This window comes from Massilia sp. CFBP9012 (assembly GCF_034045115.1).
GTDB lineage: Bacteria > Pseudomonadota > Gammaproteobacteria > Burkholderiales > Burkholderiaceae_D > Telluria.
The window spans coordinates 345,471-361,069 of record NZ_JAXCWM010000003.1; the positions used below are offsets into that span (position 1 = coordinate 345,471).

Below are 15,599 nucleotides of genomic sequence, written 5' to 3' on the forward strand. Positions count from 1 at the left end.
TTGCTCCCGGGTTGATACGCTGATGATCATTGCGATTTGAGCTGGATGGCCGGCGTCACCTGACAGGCGCGCCAGGTCGGCAGCAGGCCGGCGATCAGCGAGGCGCAGATCGACAGCACGAAGGTCAGCGCCAGCATCTGCCAGTCCATGCGCGCCACAGCTGCCATGCTCTTGCTTTCCATGCCAATCAGGGCCAGGGCGCCGAAGGCCAGCGCCAGTCCCAGCACGCCACCGGCCATGCCGACCACGCCGGTCTCGATCAGGAACTGGCGGAAGATGTCGCTCTTCGATGCGCCGAGTGCGCGCCGGATGCCGACCTCGGAGGCGCGCACCGAGAACTTCGCCAGCAGCAGGCCGACGGTGTTGACCAGGCACAGGACCAGGAAGCCGAACGCCAGCCAGGCCGACAGCCGGGTATCGTTGCCCACTACCTTCTGCTTTTCCATCCATTCCATCACGTTGTACAGCTCGACCGGGGCCTGGCGCTTCAGGCGGCCCAGCTTGCGCTGTTCGCTCGCATAGTTTTCGAGGAAGGCGTGCAGGTCGGCGCGGTCCATGGCCGAGCGGGTTTCGAGCCAGAGCTGGATCCAGGTGCACTCCGAGGCCAGCAGCGAGGCATAGCCGGAATCGCGCTGTTCGCTGCAGCTCACGCTGCCGTAGGCCGGCATCTCGCGCCGCACCGCGGTGGTGAAGGGAATCATGAAGTCCTCGCCGGTAGCCTGGCCGCTGCCGATCAGTTTGTAGTAGCGTGGCATCGGATTCCATTCGTCGAGCACGCCCACCACGGTGAACGGCTCGCCGCCCATGCGCAAGCGCTGGCCGACCGGGCTGGCGTCGCCGAACAGCTTCTCTGCCACTGCGCGGCTCAGCACCACGACGTTGGCGCCGCCCGCCTCTTGCTCGGCGCTCCAGGCCTGTCCATGCAGGAAGGGCACATCGAACATGGCGAAGAAATCGCGCGTCGGCGCCAGCCCATATCCGCTGAAGGCCGGGATGTCGGTGCGCGGCGGCTCGATCGGCATGCCGGTGCCGAACATCGCCGTGCCACGGTCGCCCGGTTTGGCGCGCAGCAGGTTCATCGCATCCTGGTAGCTCATCTGCATGTCGATGTGGTCGGAACCAGGGATATAGCCCTCGGGCTGGGCGTTGTCGATGAAGGGCACGAACAGGCGGTCGCTCTTGGAGGGAATCGGGTCGCCCGACATCGCGTGCAGGATGGCGAGCGTCGAGACGCTGGCGGCCACGCCGATGGCCAGGGTCAGCACCATCAGGGAGGTCAGGTAGCGGTTGCGGCGCAGGCTGCGCACGCCGAGCTTGAAGTAATAGCCGAACATGGCCGCTCCTCAGGCTGGGACGGAAGCCACGCTGTCGACCAGCGACGGCGAGCGCCGCACCAGGTCGGACACCTGGCCGTCGATGATGTGCACGTTGCGGTGGGTGCGCACCGCAAGCTCCGGATCGTGGGTCACCATCAGGATCGTGGTGCCGGCGGCGTTGATCTCTTCCAGCAGTTCCATCACGCCGCGCGCCATTTGCGTATCGAGGTTACCGGTCGGTTCATCGGCCAGCAGCAGCTTGGGGCTGCCGGCCAGCGCGCGCGCGATCGCCACCCGCTGCTGCTGGCCGCCGGACAGCTCGGCCGGGTAGTGCTTCATGCGCGAAGCCAGGCCGACCTTGGCCAGCGCGTCTTCGATGCGCTCCTTGCGTTCGCGCGCATTGAAGCCGCGATAGCGCAGCGGCACGTCGACGTTGTCGAACAGGTTCAGGTCGGGGATCAGGTTGAAGCCCTGGAAGATGAAGCCCAGCTTCTCGTTGCGCAGGCGCGAGCGCGCCGCGTCGTCCAGGCCTTTGACGTTGACGCCGTCCAGCACGTATTCGCCCGAGGTGAATTCCTCGAGCAGGCCGGCGATGTTCAAAAAGCTGGTCTTGCCGGAGCCGGACGGTCCGGTCACGGTGACGAATTCGCCCTGGCTGACGTGGATCTCGAAGCCGCGCAGCGCGTGGGTCTCGATCATGTGGGTGCGGTACACCTTGCTCAGGTTGGTCATGCGCAGCATGGTTGGCTCCTTGTTGGACGATGTTGTTTATTGGTTGATGGAGACGCTGGCGGCACTCTCGAAGGCGTCGGTGCCGGCCACGACGACCCGGTCGCCGGCCTTCAGGCCTGACACGATCTCGACCGCCGAGATGCTGGTGGCGCCGACCTGGATCGGGGTGCGCACGGCGATCCCGTCGCGCATAACATAGGCATGGCGGCCGCCTTCGTTTTCCAGGAACGGGCCGCGCTGCACCATCAGGACGTTCTGCTTTTCTTCGATCAGCAGGCGCGCGCTGACGCGCTGGCTCTGGCGCAGGCCCTTGGGCTGCTCGCCGTCGAAGCGCACCCGCGCCAGCACCTGGTTCTTGACCACCTCGGGCGACAGCGCCGACAGCTTGCCGGTGGCGCGGCCCGAGGGCAGGGTGATCTCGGCGCTCATGCCCAGGCCCAGGTCGCCGGCATAGGTTTCGGGCACCTCGACCTCGACTTCGAGCTTGGACAGGTCGACCAGCGTCATCAGCGGTGCATTGGCGATGACCACCATGCGGTTCTGCACGTTCAGGGTGCCGATGAAGCCGTCTACCGGCGCGCGCACGGTCAGCTCGTCGACCCTGCGCTGGGCGTTGGCCATCGACAGGCGCGCGCGCTCCATCTCGTTGGTCTTGGTGCGGATCGCCAGCTGGACGTCGTCGCCTTCGAGGTTGGCCGCCTGCGCCGCATGCTTGGCGCGGATGCCGGCCGAGTTGAGGGCATCCTGGGCCTTCTGGTAGTCGATCTTGGCGATGATGCCGACCACGCCCACGCTGTCGTAGCGCTCCACCGTGCGCTGGGCCGACAGGCGTTCGATCTCGGCGGTGTCGGCTTCGCGCTTGGCCAGCAGTTGCTGCTTGCGCGCCAGGATCTGCTGGCGCGCCACTTCGGCCTTGAGCTGTTCGTAGGTCGAGACTTCGCGCTTGAGGGCGTCGCTCAGGTCGGGCGACTCCAGTACCGCCAGCACGTCGCCCTTCTTGACGGTGTCGCCGGCGGCGACCTTCAGGTTGACGGTGGCGGGGGCGGTGGAATACAGGGTGGGGCTGACGGCAGCGACCACGCGGCCGTTGACGGCGGCGTCGCGCACCAGGGTGCCGCGCTGGACTTCGGCGATGCGCACGCGGCTGCCTGAGACCGAATGTTCGCTGCCGCTCCAGGCGGCGAACACGGCGACGCTGGCGGCCAGCAGGGCGGCGGCGATACCGATCAGCAGCGCGGGGCGCTTGAACTTGTGGGACGCCGGCGTGGCGACGACGGCGTCTTGTTGGGATGTATCGCGGATCATGTTGTGTCCAGTAACGACGAGTTTCCTGTCGTTATTGCACGATCCGTGCCAGCGCTTATTTCATTGTTAAGTTATTGATTCATAAAGGAGTGTCCGGCGGACGCCGCTGTCCGCGGTGTCCGTCCGGCCTCCGCGCGGTCGTTCGCGGACAGAACCGTCCGCGCTGGCCGCTTACTTCTGCGGCTGCTGCTTCTGCCCGTACTTGCCCACGATCTCGCCCTTGGCCAGCACATGGCCCTTCATCGCCTGCAGCACCTGGTCGCGGTCGGCGCCGAATGGCACATCGAGCATCTTGTCCAGTGCATACACCTGGAAGTGGTAGCGGTGCGCCGCCTCGCCGACCGGCGGCCTTGGCCCGTAGTAGCCGGGCGCACCGCGCGTTGTGCGGCCCTGCAGCACGCCGTCCGGGTCGGACAGGCGCGGCTGCTCCTGCACGCCTTCCGGCACGCTGGTGATGGTGGCCGGGATATTCCACATCACCCAGTGCACGAAGGGCGTGACCGGTTTGGCGTCCGGGTCTTCCATGATGACCGCGTACGATTTCGCGCCCGCCACGGCTTTCCAGGACAGCGCCGGCGAGACGCCGTCCGCATACTCGGTGTAGCGATCGTCCATCGTCCCGTTGGCGCTGAAGCTCGACGACGTCACGCTCAGTTGGCCCTTGGCCTCGGTCTCGGGGCGCTTGTTCGCCAGCGGGACCTTGTTGCCCTTGTTGACCTGCTGCTCCATGGGGCCGGCCGGCGCCTTCGGCGGCGTGGCCGCTGCCGCCTTGCCACCGGTGTAGGCGATGCGGTAGATCACGCCGTTGGCGTCGTCCGCCATCAGCAGCGCGCCGTCCTTGGCCAGCGCCAGGCCGACCGGGCGCGCGATATGGGTCTTGCCGCCATCCGTCAGGAAGCCGGTGACGAAAGGCTCGACCGACTTCGGCTGGCCGTCCTGGTAGCGCACGCGCACGATCTCGTAGCCCGACGCCGGCACCCGGTTCCACGAACCGCGCATGGTGACGAAGGCGTCGCCCTGGTAGTCGGCCGGGAAGGCGCTGCCGGCGCCCCAGACCCATTGCATCGGCGCCGCGTGGGCGGTATAGCCCAGCACCATCGGCGTGCTGCGTTCCTTCCACTGTTCCTTGGTGATCTCGCCCTGCGGCGTGCTTTGCGGGTAGATCTCGCCGGCCCCGTAGACGTGCGGCCAGCCGTACTGCTTGCCCAGCTCGATCTTGTTGATCTCTTCTGGCTGGACGTCGTCGCCCAGGAAGTCGATGCCGTGGTCGAAGCCCCACAGCTCGCCCGTGGCCGGATGCCAGCCGAAGCCGATCAGGTTGCGCAGGCCGCTGGCAAAGATGGTGCGGCTCTTGCCGTCGGGGGAAACGCGCAGCAGGGTGGCGTTTTCCACATTGCTTTCGTTGCAGGTATTGCAGGTGCTGCCGACGCTCAGGTACAGCATGCCGTCCGGGCCGAAGGCCATGGTGCGGTTCGGGTGTTGGCCCGAATCGGGCAGGTCGCCGATCAGCATGGTGAGTTCGCCCAGGCGGCCGTCGGGCTTGATGTCGGCGACGAACAACTCCTTGACGGTGACCAGGTACAGCTTGTTGTCGCGGATCGCCAGGCCGTGGGCGCCGGCGCGGTTGGCCACCGTGACCGGCGCGCCGTCGGCGCGGCCGTCGCCGTTGGCGTCGCGCAGCAGCAGCACGTCGCCCTGGTCGCGCCGGCTCAGGTAGACGTCGCCGTTCGGCGCCACCGCAATGATGCGCGCGTTCTTGAGGCCAGTCGCGAAGGCGCTGACCGTGAAGCCCGGCGGCGCCTTCAGGGCAGCGATGCGCTCCGGCGTGGCCTCCACCTTATTGGGTTTCCAGACGTTGATCTTGGTGGAGAACATGGTGCCGTCGCCCTGCTGGGCGGTAGCGGAGCCGAACACCATGCACAGCGCGGCTGCGAGCGAAGCGCGTTTCATTGGGGCCTGCCTTTCTTGGTCGTTGTTGGTGGGAGCCTTGCGCCAATGATCGTGCCAGCGATTCGGAACGCGGTATGTTTGGAAACGTACATTGTCGGATTCAATGTTGAACATGCGCCACGGGTAATTTCAGCCCATAAATGTTTTCGATCTTGCAAGATGGCAATCGATCCGTATATTGGACTGGCACCCGGCGCCGCCGGTTCTCCAGAAAGTTCATCAGTGTCGTTGTTCGACCGCCTGCAAGACCTGTTGCGCAGCCTTGCGCTCGCCCCACCCGCCCCTCCGCAACGCCATTTCTTCATCCCGGACGAAGTCGAACGCCTGTACCGCCTCGATGGCGCCGCCGGCATCGACGACCAGACCTGGAACGACTTGCTGCTCGAATCGTACGAAGAGAAACTGGCGCCCCGGGCCAGCATCTTCGCGCGCCAGGTGCTGCACCGGCGCCTGCGGGCCGGCATCGACGATGCGGCATGCGTCGCGCAGCGCGCGCGCCTGCAGGCGCTGATGGATGACCCGGCGCGGCTGGATGCGATCGACGCCAGCCTGTCTCCCTTGCGCCATGCCGATGCCGAGGTGGCCGGCCTGCTATTCCAGGATACGGCGCCGACCATCCCGTGGTGGCCGCGCTGGCTATGGCTGCTGCCGCTCGCGCTGCTGCTGTCGCTGGCCGCCCTGGCGACCCTGCCGCTGGGCTGGATGTTGACCCTGGCGGCGCTGACGCCCCTGATGGCGCTGCAGATGCGCCTGCACCGCCCGCTCGAGGAATGGGCCGCCACCATCCGCGCGCTGCACGCGCTGCTGCGCGCGACCAGCCTGCTGGGTGGGCAGGGCGGGCAGCTGCTGGAACCTTTCGTGGCGGCGCGCCCCAGGGCGGAACGCCTGCACCTGCGCCTGGCGCGCTCGCTGAGCCTGCGCATGATCCCTGGCGCGAAGCAGTACGCCGACTGGTTCGCGGCCGCCAACGTGGCGCACTACTTCAAGACGGCGCGCATCGTGCACGCCGAACGCGCCTTCCTGCGCGAATGCTACCTCGCTTGCGCCAGCCTGGAGGCCGACGTGACGCTGGCGCGCCATCTGGCGTGCCTGGAGCGCTGGTGCTGGGCAGAACGCGGCGATGCGCGCACGCTGGTGCTGGAAGGCGGCATCCATCCCCTGATGGCGCAGCCCGTTGCGCTGTCGGTGACTCTGAAAGGAAAAGGCGCCTTCGTCTCGGGCCAGAACGCCTCGGGCAAGAGCACCTTCCTGCGCATGGTCGGCCTGAACGCGATCGCGGCGCGCGCCTTCGGCTTTTGCTATGCGGCGCGGGCCTGCCTGCCGGCGGTGCCGGTGCGCGCCAGCATGCAGAACGAGGATTCGCTGCTGGGCGGCGAAAGCTTGTATATGGCAGAACTGCGGCGGGCGAAGGAATTGCTGGATGCCGCCGGCCAGCCGCCGGGCATCTGCCTGATCGATGAAGTCTTCCGTGGGACGAATCACCTGGAGTCGGTGTCGGCTGCCTGCGCGGTGCTGGAACGACTGGCCGGCCGCGACCTGGTGCTGGTGTCCTCGCACAACCTGGTGCTGGCGCCGTTGCTGCGCGAGCAGTTGGAGGCGTTCTTCATCGACACCGCCAGCGGCCAGCCGGTGCTGGCGTCGGGCGTGCTGAGCAACCCGAACGGCATCGCGCTGCTGGCGAGCCAGGGTTTTGGAGGGGAGGTTGAAAACAGGGCGGCCGAGGTGGCGCGCTGGTTGAGCAGCCACCTGGTGGAACCGGAGGTCGCGGCGCCCGAATCCCGTCGTTACTGCCACTGGCAGTAACGACTCCCCGCGAAGGCGGGGACCCAAGTCCTTCGATCAGCCACTACGGATGCTGCTGCTGGTGCGCTGGCAAACTTGGGTCCCCACACCTTCGTGGGGACGACGTGCGGATGCTAACGAAAGAATGACGCCAACTTACTTTGGTGCTTCATCCAGCTTCAAGGCCTTGGCGATATCGTCCCAGGCCACCGCCTTGTAGTTCTGGGCTGCATCGGGCATGCGCTTGAAGCCGTCGTGCACCACCAGCATGCCGCGTGCGAACGGGCCGCCGAAGTTGGCCGAACTGACTTCCAGGCCGTCAGTCTCGGACGCGCCGTCGATGCCGGCCACCGGGTCCATGCCGACCCGGAAGGCGCCGCGCACCTTGAACGGCGGGGCCGCATCGAACACCACATAGCTGCTATTGCCCTGGCTCGATACCACCAGGTAGCTCTGCTTGCCGCCGTGATAGATGCCCATGCCTTCGATGTCGTCGTGCAGCCACTCGCCCACCGGCATCACCATCTTGAGCGTGGCCGGCTGGTCGGCCTTGGCCGACGTCACCCACAGCGCCTTGTCTTCTTCACCCACGAACAGCAGGCCGCTGCGGTCGTCCGCCACGCAGCCTTCGGGTTGCGTCGCGACCTTGAACTGGCGCGCCAGCGTGGCGCTGAACTTGCCGCCGCTGCGGGTGATCTGCCAGTGCTCGTAGCGGCCGTCCTTGTCGTTCACGAAGGCGTCCATGCCGCCCGCTGCGGTGCGGTAGGTGCAGGTGCCGTAGATGTCATTCAGGCCGGTCGGCAGGCGCGCCGCTTCGGCCAGCATGCCCTTGGCGTCGATCGTGAACAGCACCATCGAATTCTCGTCGCGCTGGGTGGCCAGGGCCAGGTCGAAGCGCTCGTCGCCGAAGTGCAGGTCCTGGCGCACGTCGACGTTGTTCAGGCGGCCCGCCGGAAGGAACTGGGTTTGCTTGCCCTGCAGGTCGTACACCAGCATGCCCTGCTTCTTGTTGGTGCCGAGGATGCGCGACTGGGTCGCGTCCTTCGGGTTGACCCAGATCGCCGGATCGTCGGCGGCGTCGCCCAGTTGCGCGACCGGCGCGGTCTGCATGCGCGGCATCACGATCGGCAGCGCGCGCGGTGGCGGGGTGCCGGCCTTCCATGCCAGCGCCGGCGCCTGCCAGCCTTTCTTCGTCTGCACCAGCAGCGAGGCGCCGCCCAGCGCCACCAGCTGCTTGCCGCCCAGCGCGCGCGCCGGCAGCGCGGTCCAGGCCGCGCCGGCGCGGCGCCAGCTCAACAGGTCACCCTTCTCGTCCAGGACGGCCACGCCGCCCGGCAGCACGGCCAGGCCCTCGATCTCGCCGGCCAGCTTGCCGTACGGCGCGCGCAGCGCCACCGGCACCCGCGCCGACGGACCTTCGGCATCGGCGCCATAGGCCCACAGGCCCATGCCTTCCTCGGCCACGAACAGCGTGGCGTGGGCATCGTCGACGCGGCAATGGGTGACCGCGGTCGGCAGCGCCAGGCGGCGCACCAGGCGATAGCCGCCCTGCGCCTCGCTGCCCAGCAGCCACTGCTGCGCCTGGCCGTCCGGGCCGACCATGAACACATGGTCCAGGCCCTGGGCGTCGCGGTACATGCAGGCGGCTTCCAGGCCGAAGCCGGCTTCCGGCATCGGCGGCAAGGCCTTCAGCGTGCCGGCCGCGAGGTCGACCCGCACCGGCTGCACGCGCTCGGTGTTGGAATCCATGATCACGGCCATCACGCCGCCTTCGACGGGGCGCAGGTCGAGCTGCTCGGCGCGGATGGCCAGGCTGGCGCGTTCGCTGCCGTCGGCGCCGACCAGGCGCAGGGCGGTCTTGTCGAGCGCCAGCCAGGCGCCGCCCGGCAGCGCGGCCAGGGCTTCGGTCTTGGCCAGCCAGGCCGGTACTTGCGGTGCAGCGGCGGCAGCAGCGTGCAGGGTGGCGAGGAGAACCAGGGATACGATTTTTTTCATTAGAAGATGCTCGCTTTCAGGCCGATCTTGAAGGTGCGGCCGTATTGTTCATGTTGCGCGTTGCGGGACTTGTCGCCCATGTACACGTAGTATTTTTCGTTGTTCAGGTTGCTGGCGTCGAAAGTCAGCTGCCAGCGCTTGTCCAGCTTGAACGACATCGAGAGGTCCAGCTGCTTCTGGGCGTCGACGTAGCGGTCCTGGCTCGCGTCGAGCACGTCCTCGCCCAGTTCGAGCAGGTAGGGCGATTTGTAGTTCATTGCCAGGCGGGCGCTGAACGGACCGGACTCGTAGCCGACCATCAGGTTGCCGATGCGGTTCGACTGGCCCGGCATGCGGATGCTGCGCGAAGCCACGCCGCCGCTACTGCTTTCCTTATCGGCGCTGTCGATGTCGGCGCGCGAGTGGGTGATGGCGCCGTTGATGCCGATCAGCAGGCCGTTGAACGGCGCCGGCAGCATGCGCAGCGGCTGCTGCCAGGCCAGTTCGATGCCGCGCACGCGCGCTTTTTCGCCGTTGGCATACGAGATCGCGCTATTGAAGTCGGCCCATTCTCCGCGGCCGGCCAGGTCGGTCGCGTAGGTGAAGTCGCGGATAGCCTTGGTGAAGACATAGGCCGACACCACGCCGTCGCCGCCGATGGTGCGCTCGATGCCCAGGTCCAGGTTGTGCGAGCGCAGCGGATTCAGGTCCGGGTTGCCGATCGTGGCTTCGTCGTCGCCATCCAGGCTGACGCCCGGCGCCAGCTGGGCGAAGTTGGCGCGCACCACCGAATTGCTCCATGCCGCACGCAGGCTGGTGTGCTGGTCCATGTCATAGCGCAGGTGCATGCCCGGCAGCCAGTTGGTGTAGGAGCGCGCTGCGACGCGCGGCGTGATTTCTTCTTCGTCCGTCACCTGCGAGCCGTCGGCCTTGAAGCGGGTGCGTTCGGCGCGCACGCCTGCCAGCAGCGACCAGGCGCCGCTGCGCAGGCTGGCCTGCACGTAGGCGGCGTCGATGTCTTCCTGCAGCTTGAAGTCGTCCAGCGCCGAGTCGACGATCGCGCGCGCGCCGTCGCGGTTCAGGCCGGCCAGGCGGGCGCGTACCAGGTTCGGGTCGAGCGTGTAGCCCAGGTTGCCGAACGGGTAGTCGATGCGGGTGCCATTGACGAAGGCCGCCATCGAGGTCGGGCCGGCGCCCCAGTAGTCGCCGTCTTCCGGGTCGTCGCTGCCGAATTCCCAGGCGTCGGTGTCGGTGCGCTTGTCGCGGCGGGTGGCCTTGGCGCCGAACTTGAACGCGCCGCTCCAGTCGCCGGCGTCGAATTCGCGCTGCAGGTCGAGGCGCAGCTGGTGGCTGGTGTCCTTGGCGTAGGCGCGCTCGATCGCGAACGAATCGAGTTCGTAGTTGGCGGCATCGGCCACGCCGGCAGGGGCGATCAGGTGCGGGGCGCGGGTGTTGGTAAAGCCGACGTCGGCGAAGCTCTCGATGTTGGTGAAGCGCGCGTCGCTGATCGCGTTCGGCGTCTTGTCGGTGGCGCGGCTGGTGGCGGCCTCCAGGTGCATCTTCCAGGCGTCGCCGAAGCGGCGGTCCATCGAGCCGGTGATCGAGCGGATCTCTTGCGTGTACTTGCGCTGGCGCAGGCGGCGTTCGATGGTGGCGGGAGCGAGTTCGCCTTCGACCACGCTTTCGTCGTCGTTCTCGAAGTCGCCCACGGTCATGCGGTCGCGCGATTCTTCGTCCGAGAAGCGGCTGAGGAAGCCGCGCAGGGCGTAGCTGGTGGCCGCGTCCGGGCGGTAGTCGAGGTTGAAGGCGCCGGCGCGGCGTTCGCGCGTGGGCAGGTAGTCGCGCATCTCGAAGCCTTCCAGGCGCTTGCCGTCCCAGGCGCCGCCGGTTTCCACATTGTCCGAACCGAACTTGCGCTTCTCGCCCGACAGGCCGGCGGCGATGCCGAGCTTGCCGTCCATGAAGCGCTGGGCCCACAGCAGGTTGGCGCTGGGGCTGTTCTGGTCGGTATTGGTGTCGTGGCTGGCGGCCACGCCGACGCTGAGCAGCTTGCCCGGCAGGTCGAAGGCGGACAGGGTCTTGACCTCGACCGTGCCGCCCAGCGAGTTGGCGTCCTGGTCGGGCGTAGCCGACTTGGTCACTTCCAGCGAGCGCACCAGGCCGGCCGGCAGCACGTCCAGCGCCACCGCGCGGCGCGTCGCTTCCGGCGAGGGCACCATGGCGCCGTTGATGGTCACGCTGTTGTAGTCGGCGTCCAGGCCGCGCACCACCACGTAGCGGCCTTCGCCCTGGTCGCGCTGGACCGACAGGCCCGGCACGCGCGCCAGCGCCTCGGCGGCGTTCTTGTCCGGCAGGTGGCCGATGTCGTCGCTGCTGATGACGCTGACGATATTGTCGGCCTGTTCCTGGGCGGCGATGGCGCGCGCCAGGCTGGCGCGCTGGCCGGTGACGACCACGCTGGTTTCGACGGCCGGCGCGGAAGCAGGGGCAGCGTGGACGCCGGCAGCGGCCAGCAGGCTGGCGGTGATGGCGGGGAGGGCGAGATAGCGCATGGGGGCAAGGAGATAGTTGGAGTGGGGCGGATTCTGGTGTCCCAATATGACGAGTTGGTGACGCCCTCCCACCGCCGGCGTCCTGTCGAGCCCCGTCGAGCCGACCATGAGCTGAAATGACCCTCCGCCCATGACGCAGGACGCATGGCGCGACCGGATGAATTCGATGGGACGCCATTTGCCGTGAGCCGTTCGGACCCTGTGCCCGGATGCGACAGCTTTGCCATCCTGTCATCCTGCGGTCATCTGGCTGCGCTATGTTCCGGCGATCCACCTCCAACGCTCTCCCCATGTCCAACGTCATCCGCCATGCCTTGCTGATCGGTGCGCTGCTCGGCGCCTTCGCCTTCCTGTTCGTCGGCGCCGGCACGACGATCCCGATGGCCGAATGGGACTGGGTCGACATCGCGAGCGAGGGCGGCACCTCGCTACTGGCGGTGCTGTGGTGCCTGATCGTGCTGTCCAGCCGGCCGGACGGGCTGGTCACACGCCTGCTGGCCGGCGGCCTGGCCTGCATCATGCTCGGCTCCTGGGCCGATTGCCTGGACGAGGTGGTCAATATCGACAAGGCGGCGTTGTGGGACAACGCGCTGGAGTCGCTCCTGCCGCTGGGGATGCTGATCCTTACCGTCGGCATGTATTACTGGAAGCTGGAGCAGGCCACGCTGTCCGACCACATGCGCAAGCGCGAACGGCTGTTTCGCAACCATCGCCCGTTCGACCGCATCACCCAGCTGGCCGACGCCGCCTATCTGCGCGAACAACTGCGCCTGGAGAGCCGGCACAAGGAAGGTGATGGCGTCAGCGCGCTGGTGCTGTTCGACATCGATGAATTCCACCGCATCAACCGCGAACACGGCCAGGCGGAGGGCGACCGCGTGCTGCAGGCGGTGGCGCACATGCTGCTCCTGAACCTGCGCAACGAAGACCTGCTGTGCCGCTATGCCGGCGACCGCTTCGCGGTGCTGATGCCGGGCCTGACGGAGCTCGATGCGCGCGACGCCGCCCAGCACCTGTGCCGCATGGTGTCCTCGATGCGCCACCATGCGGCGGGCGGACGGGTGCGGATCTCCCTGCGCCATGGCTGCGCGCCCGCGCAGGGTGCTCCGGATGCACTGCTGGCCGCCCTGTGCCGCCAGATGGACGCCGTGTGATCGCCTGGCAGCCAGCCGGAGAACCCTCGATCCCGGCGCGGCAGCAGCCCGCGCTGGCGCTGGAATACGGGCGCTCGCGCGATGCGGATGATGCCGACCTGCTGCGCGACACCGGGCTGGTAGCCGGCCTGGATCCCGACGGACTGGTCGCGCCGGCGCAATACCTGCAGCAGCTGGCAAACACCCTGCGCACCCTGGACAGCCCCGACACCAGTTTCATGCTGGGCCAGCTGCTGCTGCCCGGCCACGACGGCGCCGCCAGCCACGCGCTGGTGCAGGCGCCGAACCTGCGCACGCTGCTGCAGACGCTGTGCCGCTTCCATGCGCGCCTGACGCCGCTGTTGCGGCCGCGCTTCGAGACCTGGGGCGACGTGGCGTTGCTGTACTGGGTCGATGCCTATGGCGCGCCCGGCATCCGGCCGGCCCTGGTCGAGATGCACATGACGGCGGTGGTGGCGCTATGCCGCTGGCTGGGTGGCGAGCGCCTGCCGTGGCGCTTCTGCTTCAACCGCGGCGCGCCGCGCCACGTCGAACAGCACCACGTCCACCTGGGCACCGAACTGCGCTTCGGCTGCCAGCTCGACGCCATGCTGCTGCCCGCCGGCTGGCTCGACCGGCCGTGGCCGCGCGCCAGCGAGATGGCGGCGCGCCTCGCGCTGCAGTCGGCCGAGCAGGAAGTATCGCGCGCACCGGGCATCCTGGCCGCGCTCTACGACTACCTTCTGGAAAATGTGCGCATGGCGCCGACGCTGGAGCGCACGGCGGCCGATTTCGGCATCAGCCCAGCGACCTTCAAGCGCCAGCTGCTGCGCCACCACACCCATTTCCAGGGGGAGCTGGACGGGGTGCGCACCCATGTGGCGCTGTGGCTGTTCCAGGTCGAACGGGCCGACAACGAACAGGTCGCGCGTTACCTGGGCTTTCATGACGCCGCCAATTTCCGGCGTTCGTTCAAGCGCTGGACCGGCCTCACGCCGGGGCCGATCCGGGCCGCGCTGGACGGGGAGCTGGGCTGGTTCACGGGTGCGCTGGAGCCCGGAATATAAGCTCAGGAGATAATTCGCGCATCTTCCATTCTTCGAGAAGTGGTATCTTTCACAATCAAGGCCGTTTTCGAAGAAGAGGAATGAGCGCCAGCCTGGTCCTGCATATCGTCTGTCCAACCCAGAAGCGCGGCTTTGCCGCGTGCATGTCCTTTTGCTTCGTCTGCCTGCTGGCCTATGGCCTGGCGAGCGGCGCGCGGCGCGACCTGTCGCCCGGTGTCATCGTCTTCACCGCCTGCGCGCTGTCCATCGTCAGCGTGGCTGCCTGGGCGCTGTATCGCAACTTCGTGTTCCGGGATGAGCTGTACATCGCCCATGCGGGCGAGTTGCCGCCGATCGAGCTGGCCTTCCGGCCCGACGAGATCCGCGCGGTGCGCCTGCTGCCGGTGCCGGAAGCGTGGACGCCGGAAGCCAAGTGGGATGCCATCGGCTTCGGCCATGGCCGGATCGAGATCGAGACCGCGACCCATCGCTACCATTTCGGGGCGGGGCTGGATCAGCGTGAAGCCGAGGCGGCGCTGGAGCGCATCCAGGGTTTCTGCCTGGCGCAGCGCGGCATGCCGGTGGCGGCGTGAATGATATTAATGAGGAGTGCTATGTCGGAGCTTGAAAAAAAGTGGTGGTTTTCCCTACCCGTGAGCATGCTCACGGTAATGTCGACGATCGGGTTGCTGCACGCGGCCGGACTCCCGCCCTTCCAATACGGCGCCGCGCAATGGGCTGTCTGGTTCCTGTGTTTCATGGGCTTGCAGCGCTGCTTTGCCTTCCTGGGCTGGCTGGTGATACTGGTGGTCTCGCCCAGGACGATCCCAGTGGGGCGCGCATGAAATCCGCCACCAGCGTCATCGCCACCCTGCTGCTGTTCCTGGCCGCCGGCATCGCGTCGGCCCAAACGAGTGAAGAACACATCGATCTCGACACACCGACCGGCCGCATCGCCGGCACCCTGCAATTGCCGGCCGCCCTCGAGGGCAAGCCGCGGGTCGCCTTGATCATCGCCGGTTCCGGCCCAACCGACCGCGATGGCAACAACCCCCTGATCCCGGGTCGCAACGACAGCCTCAGGATGCTGGCGGTGGCGCTGGCCGGGGAGGGCATCGCCTCGCTGCGCTACGACAAGCGCGGCGTTGGCGCCAGCCTGCCGGCTGGGCCGACCGAATCCGAACTGCGCTTCGAGAACTATGTGGAAGACGCCGCGGCCTGGATCGCCAGGCTGAAGGCCGACCCGCGCTTCGGCTCGGTGGCCGTGATCGGCCACAGCGAAGGTTCCCTGATCGGCATGCTGGCGGCGCAGCAGGCCGGCGCCGCGGCCTTCGTCTCGATCGCCGGCATCGCCGATGGCCCGTCCACCGTCCTGCGCAAGCAGTTGGCCGGCAAGTTGCCGCCCGAACTGGACAAGGAGAGCGAACGCATCCTCGCATCGCTCGAGAAAGGCACGCCGGTCGACCAGGTGCCGCCTGCGCTCATGACCCTGTACCGGCCGAGTGTCCAGCCTTATATGATCTCGTGGTTCAAGTATGTGCCGTCGGAGCGCATCGCCGCCTTGACCATGCCGGTGCTGATCGTCCAGGGCAATACCGATATCCAGGTGGCGGTGGCCCAGGCCAATGGCCTGTATCGCGCCAAGCCGGATGCGACCCTGGCCATCATTCCCGGCATGAACCATATCTTCAAGCACGTGCGGGCCGACCCGGCGCTGCAGGCCGCGGCCTACAGCGATCCGAGCTTGCCGGTCTCGCCGTTGCTGGTAAAAGCAGTGAGCGACTTCCTTAAAAAGGTCGATTAAGGGTC

12 protein-coding genes are annotated in these 15,599 nt (G+C 67.5%); 6 read left to right on the forward strand and 6 right to left on the reverse strand.

All coding sequences use genetic code 11. The features are described 5' to 3' along the window. Positions 1-26 precede the first annotated feature (26 nt). From SOM61_RS06410 to SOM61_RS06425, 4 genes are all read right to left on the reverse strand, one after another. Complete coding sequence (locus SOM61_RS06410; RefSeq protein WP_320473326.1) at positions 27-1,334, reverse strand: ABC transporter permease; 1,308 nt, start codon at positions 1,332-1,334, stop codon at positions 27-29. A gap of 9 nt (positions 1,335-1,343) precedes the next feature. After that, positions 1,344-2,057 carry an ABC transporter ATP-binding protein gene (locus SOM61_RS06415; RefSeq protein ID WP_005663539.1) on the reverse strand — a complete coding sequence of 238 codons (714 nt, stop codon included), beginning with the start codon at positions 2,055-2,057 and terminating at the stop codon, positions 1,344-1,346. 27 nt (positions 2,058-2,084) lie between these two features. Beyond that, the gene (locus SOM61_RS06420; RefSeq protein ID WP_147936222.1) at positions 2,085-3,353 is read right to left on the reverse strand and encodes an efflux RND transporter periplasmic adaptor subunit; all 1,269 of its coding nucleotides are present in this window, start codon (positions 3,351-3,353) and stop codon (positions 2,085-2,087) included. 171 nt (positions 3,354-3,524) lie between these two features. Continuing rightward, entirely contained in the window at positions 3,525-5,303 is a 1,779-nt protein-coding gene (locus SOM61_RS06425) for a YbhB/YbcL family Raf kinase inhibitor-like protein (protein ID WP_320473327.1), read from the reverse strand. A gap of 222 nt (positions 5,304-5,525) precedes the next feature. Here SOM61_RS06425 and SOM61_RS06430 point away from each other — a divergent pair, with 222 nt between their 5' ends. Next, positions 5,526-7,106 (forward strand): MutS-related protein, encoded by a 1,581-nt coding sequence (locus SOM61_RS06430; protein WP_320473328.1) that lies wholly within the window; start codon positions 5,526-5,528, stop codon positions 7,104-7,106. Between the two features lie 135 nt (positions 7,107-7,241). Here SOM61_RS06430 and SOM61_RS06435 read toward each other — a convergent pair whose 3' ends face one another. Continuing rightward, positions 7,242-9,080 carry a phytase gene (locus SOM61_RS06435; RefSeq protein WP_320473329.1) on the reverse strand — a complete coding sequence of 613 codons (1,839 nt, stop codon included), beginning with the start codon at positions 9,078-9,080 and terminating at the stop codon, positions 7,242-7,244. Beyond that, positions 9,080-11,611: a TonB-dependent receptor gene (locus tag SOM61_RS06440; protein ID WP_320473330.1), complete on the reverse strand. Its 2,532-nt coding sequence runs from the start codon at positions 11,609-11,611 to the stop codon at positions 9,080-9,082. Before SOM61_RS06440 ends, SOM61_RS06435 begins: the two co-directional genes overlap by 1 nt. 290 nt (positions 11,612-11,901) lie before the next feature. Here SOM61_RS06440 and SOM61_RS06445 point away from each other — a divergent pair, with 290 nt between their 5' ends. The 5 genes from SOM61_RS06445 (at position 11,902) to SOM61_RS06465 (ending at position 15,594) form a co-directional block, all read left to right on the forward strand. After that, a complete protein-coding gene (locus SOM61_RS06445; RefSeq protein WP_320473331.1) occupies positions 11,902-12,765 on the forward strand; it encodes a GGDEF domain-containing protein in 864 nt (287 codons plus the stop codon). Then, a complete protein-coding gene (locus SOM61_RS06450; protein ID WP_320473332.1) occupies positions 12,762-13,811 on the forward strand; it encodes an AraC family transcriptional regulator in 1,050 nt (349 codons plus the stop codon). The genes SOM61_RS06445 and SOM61_RS06450 overlap by 4 nt, the downstream gene beginning before the upstream one ends. 80 nt (positions 13,812-13,891) lie before the next feature. Beyond that, the gene (locus SOM61_RS06455) at positions 13,892-14,383 is read left to right on the forward strand and encodes a hypothetical protein (protein ID WP_320473333.1); all 492 of its coding nucleotides are present in this window, start codon (positions 13,892-13,894) and stop codon (positions 14,381-14,383) included. A gap of 21 nt (positions 14,384-14,404) precedes the next feature. Beyond that, entirely contained in the window at positions 14,405-14,635 is a 231-nt protein-coding gene (locus SOM61_RS06460) for a hypothetical protein (protein WP_320473334.1), read from the forward strand. Beyond that, positions 14,632-15,594, forward strand: coding sequence for an alpha/beta hydrolase (locus SOM61_RS06465; RefSeq protein WP_320473335.1), 963 nt, complete (start codon positions 14,632-14,634; stop codon positions 15,592-15,594). The genes SOM61_RS06460 and SOM61_RS06465 overlap by 4 nt, the downstream gene beginning before the upstream one ends. Positions 15,595-15,599 lie beyond the last annotated feature (5 nt).

What these genes read in the sequence shown, in the direction of transcription:
- SOM61_RS06410 (WP_320473326.1), bottom strand. Translation starts at nt 1,334, where the DNA reads ATGTTCGGCTATTACTTCAAGCTCGGCGTGCGCAGCCTGCGCCGCAAC.
- SOM61_RS06415 (WP_005663539.1), bottom strand. Translation starts at nt 2,057, where the DNA reads ATGCTGCGCATGACCAACCTGAGCAAGGTGTACCGCACCCACATGATC.
- SOM61_RS06420 (WP_147936222.1), bottom strand. Translation starts at nt 3,353, where the DNA reads ATGATCCGCGATACATCCCAACAAGACGCCGTCGTCGCCACGCCGGCG.
- SOM61_RS06425 (WP_320473327.1), bottom strand. Translation starts at nt 5,303, where the DNA reads ATGAAACGCGCTTCGCTCGCAGCCGCGCTGTGCATGGTGTTCGGCTCC.
- SOM61_RS06435 (WP_320473329.1), bottom strand. Translation starts at nt 9,080, where the DNA reads ATGAAAAAAATCGTATCCCTGGTTCTCCTCGCCACCCTGCACGCTGCT.
- SOM61_RS06440 (WP_320473330.1), bottom strand. Translation starts at nt 11,611, where the DNA reads ATGCGCTATCTCGCCCTCCCCGCCATCACCGCCAGCCTGCTGGCCGCT.
- SOM61_RS06445 (WP_320473331.1), top strand. Translation starts at nt 11,902, where the DNA reads ATGTCCAACGTCATCCGCCATGCCTTGCTGATCGGTGCGCTGCTCGGC.
- SOM61_RS06455 (WP_320473333.1), top strand. Translation starts at nt 13,892, where the DNA reads ATGAGCGCCAGCCTGGTCCTGCATATCGTCTGTCCAACCCAGAAGCGC.
- SOM61_RS06460 (WP_320473334.1), top strand. Translation starts at nt 14,405, where the DNA reads ATGTCGGAGCTTGAAAAAAAGTGGTGGTTTTCCCTACCCGTGAGCATG.
- SOM61_RS06465 (WP_320473335.1), top strand. Translation starts at nt 14,632, where the DNA reads ATGAAATCCGCCACCAGCGTCATCGCCACCCTGCTGCTGTTCCTGGCC.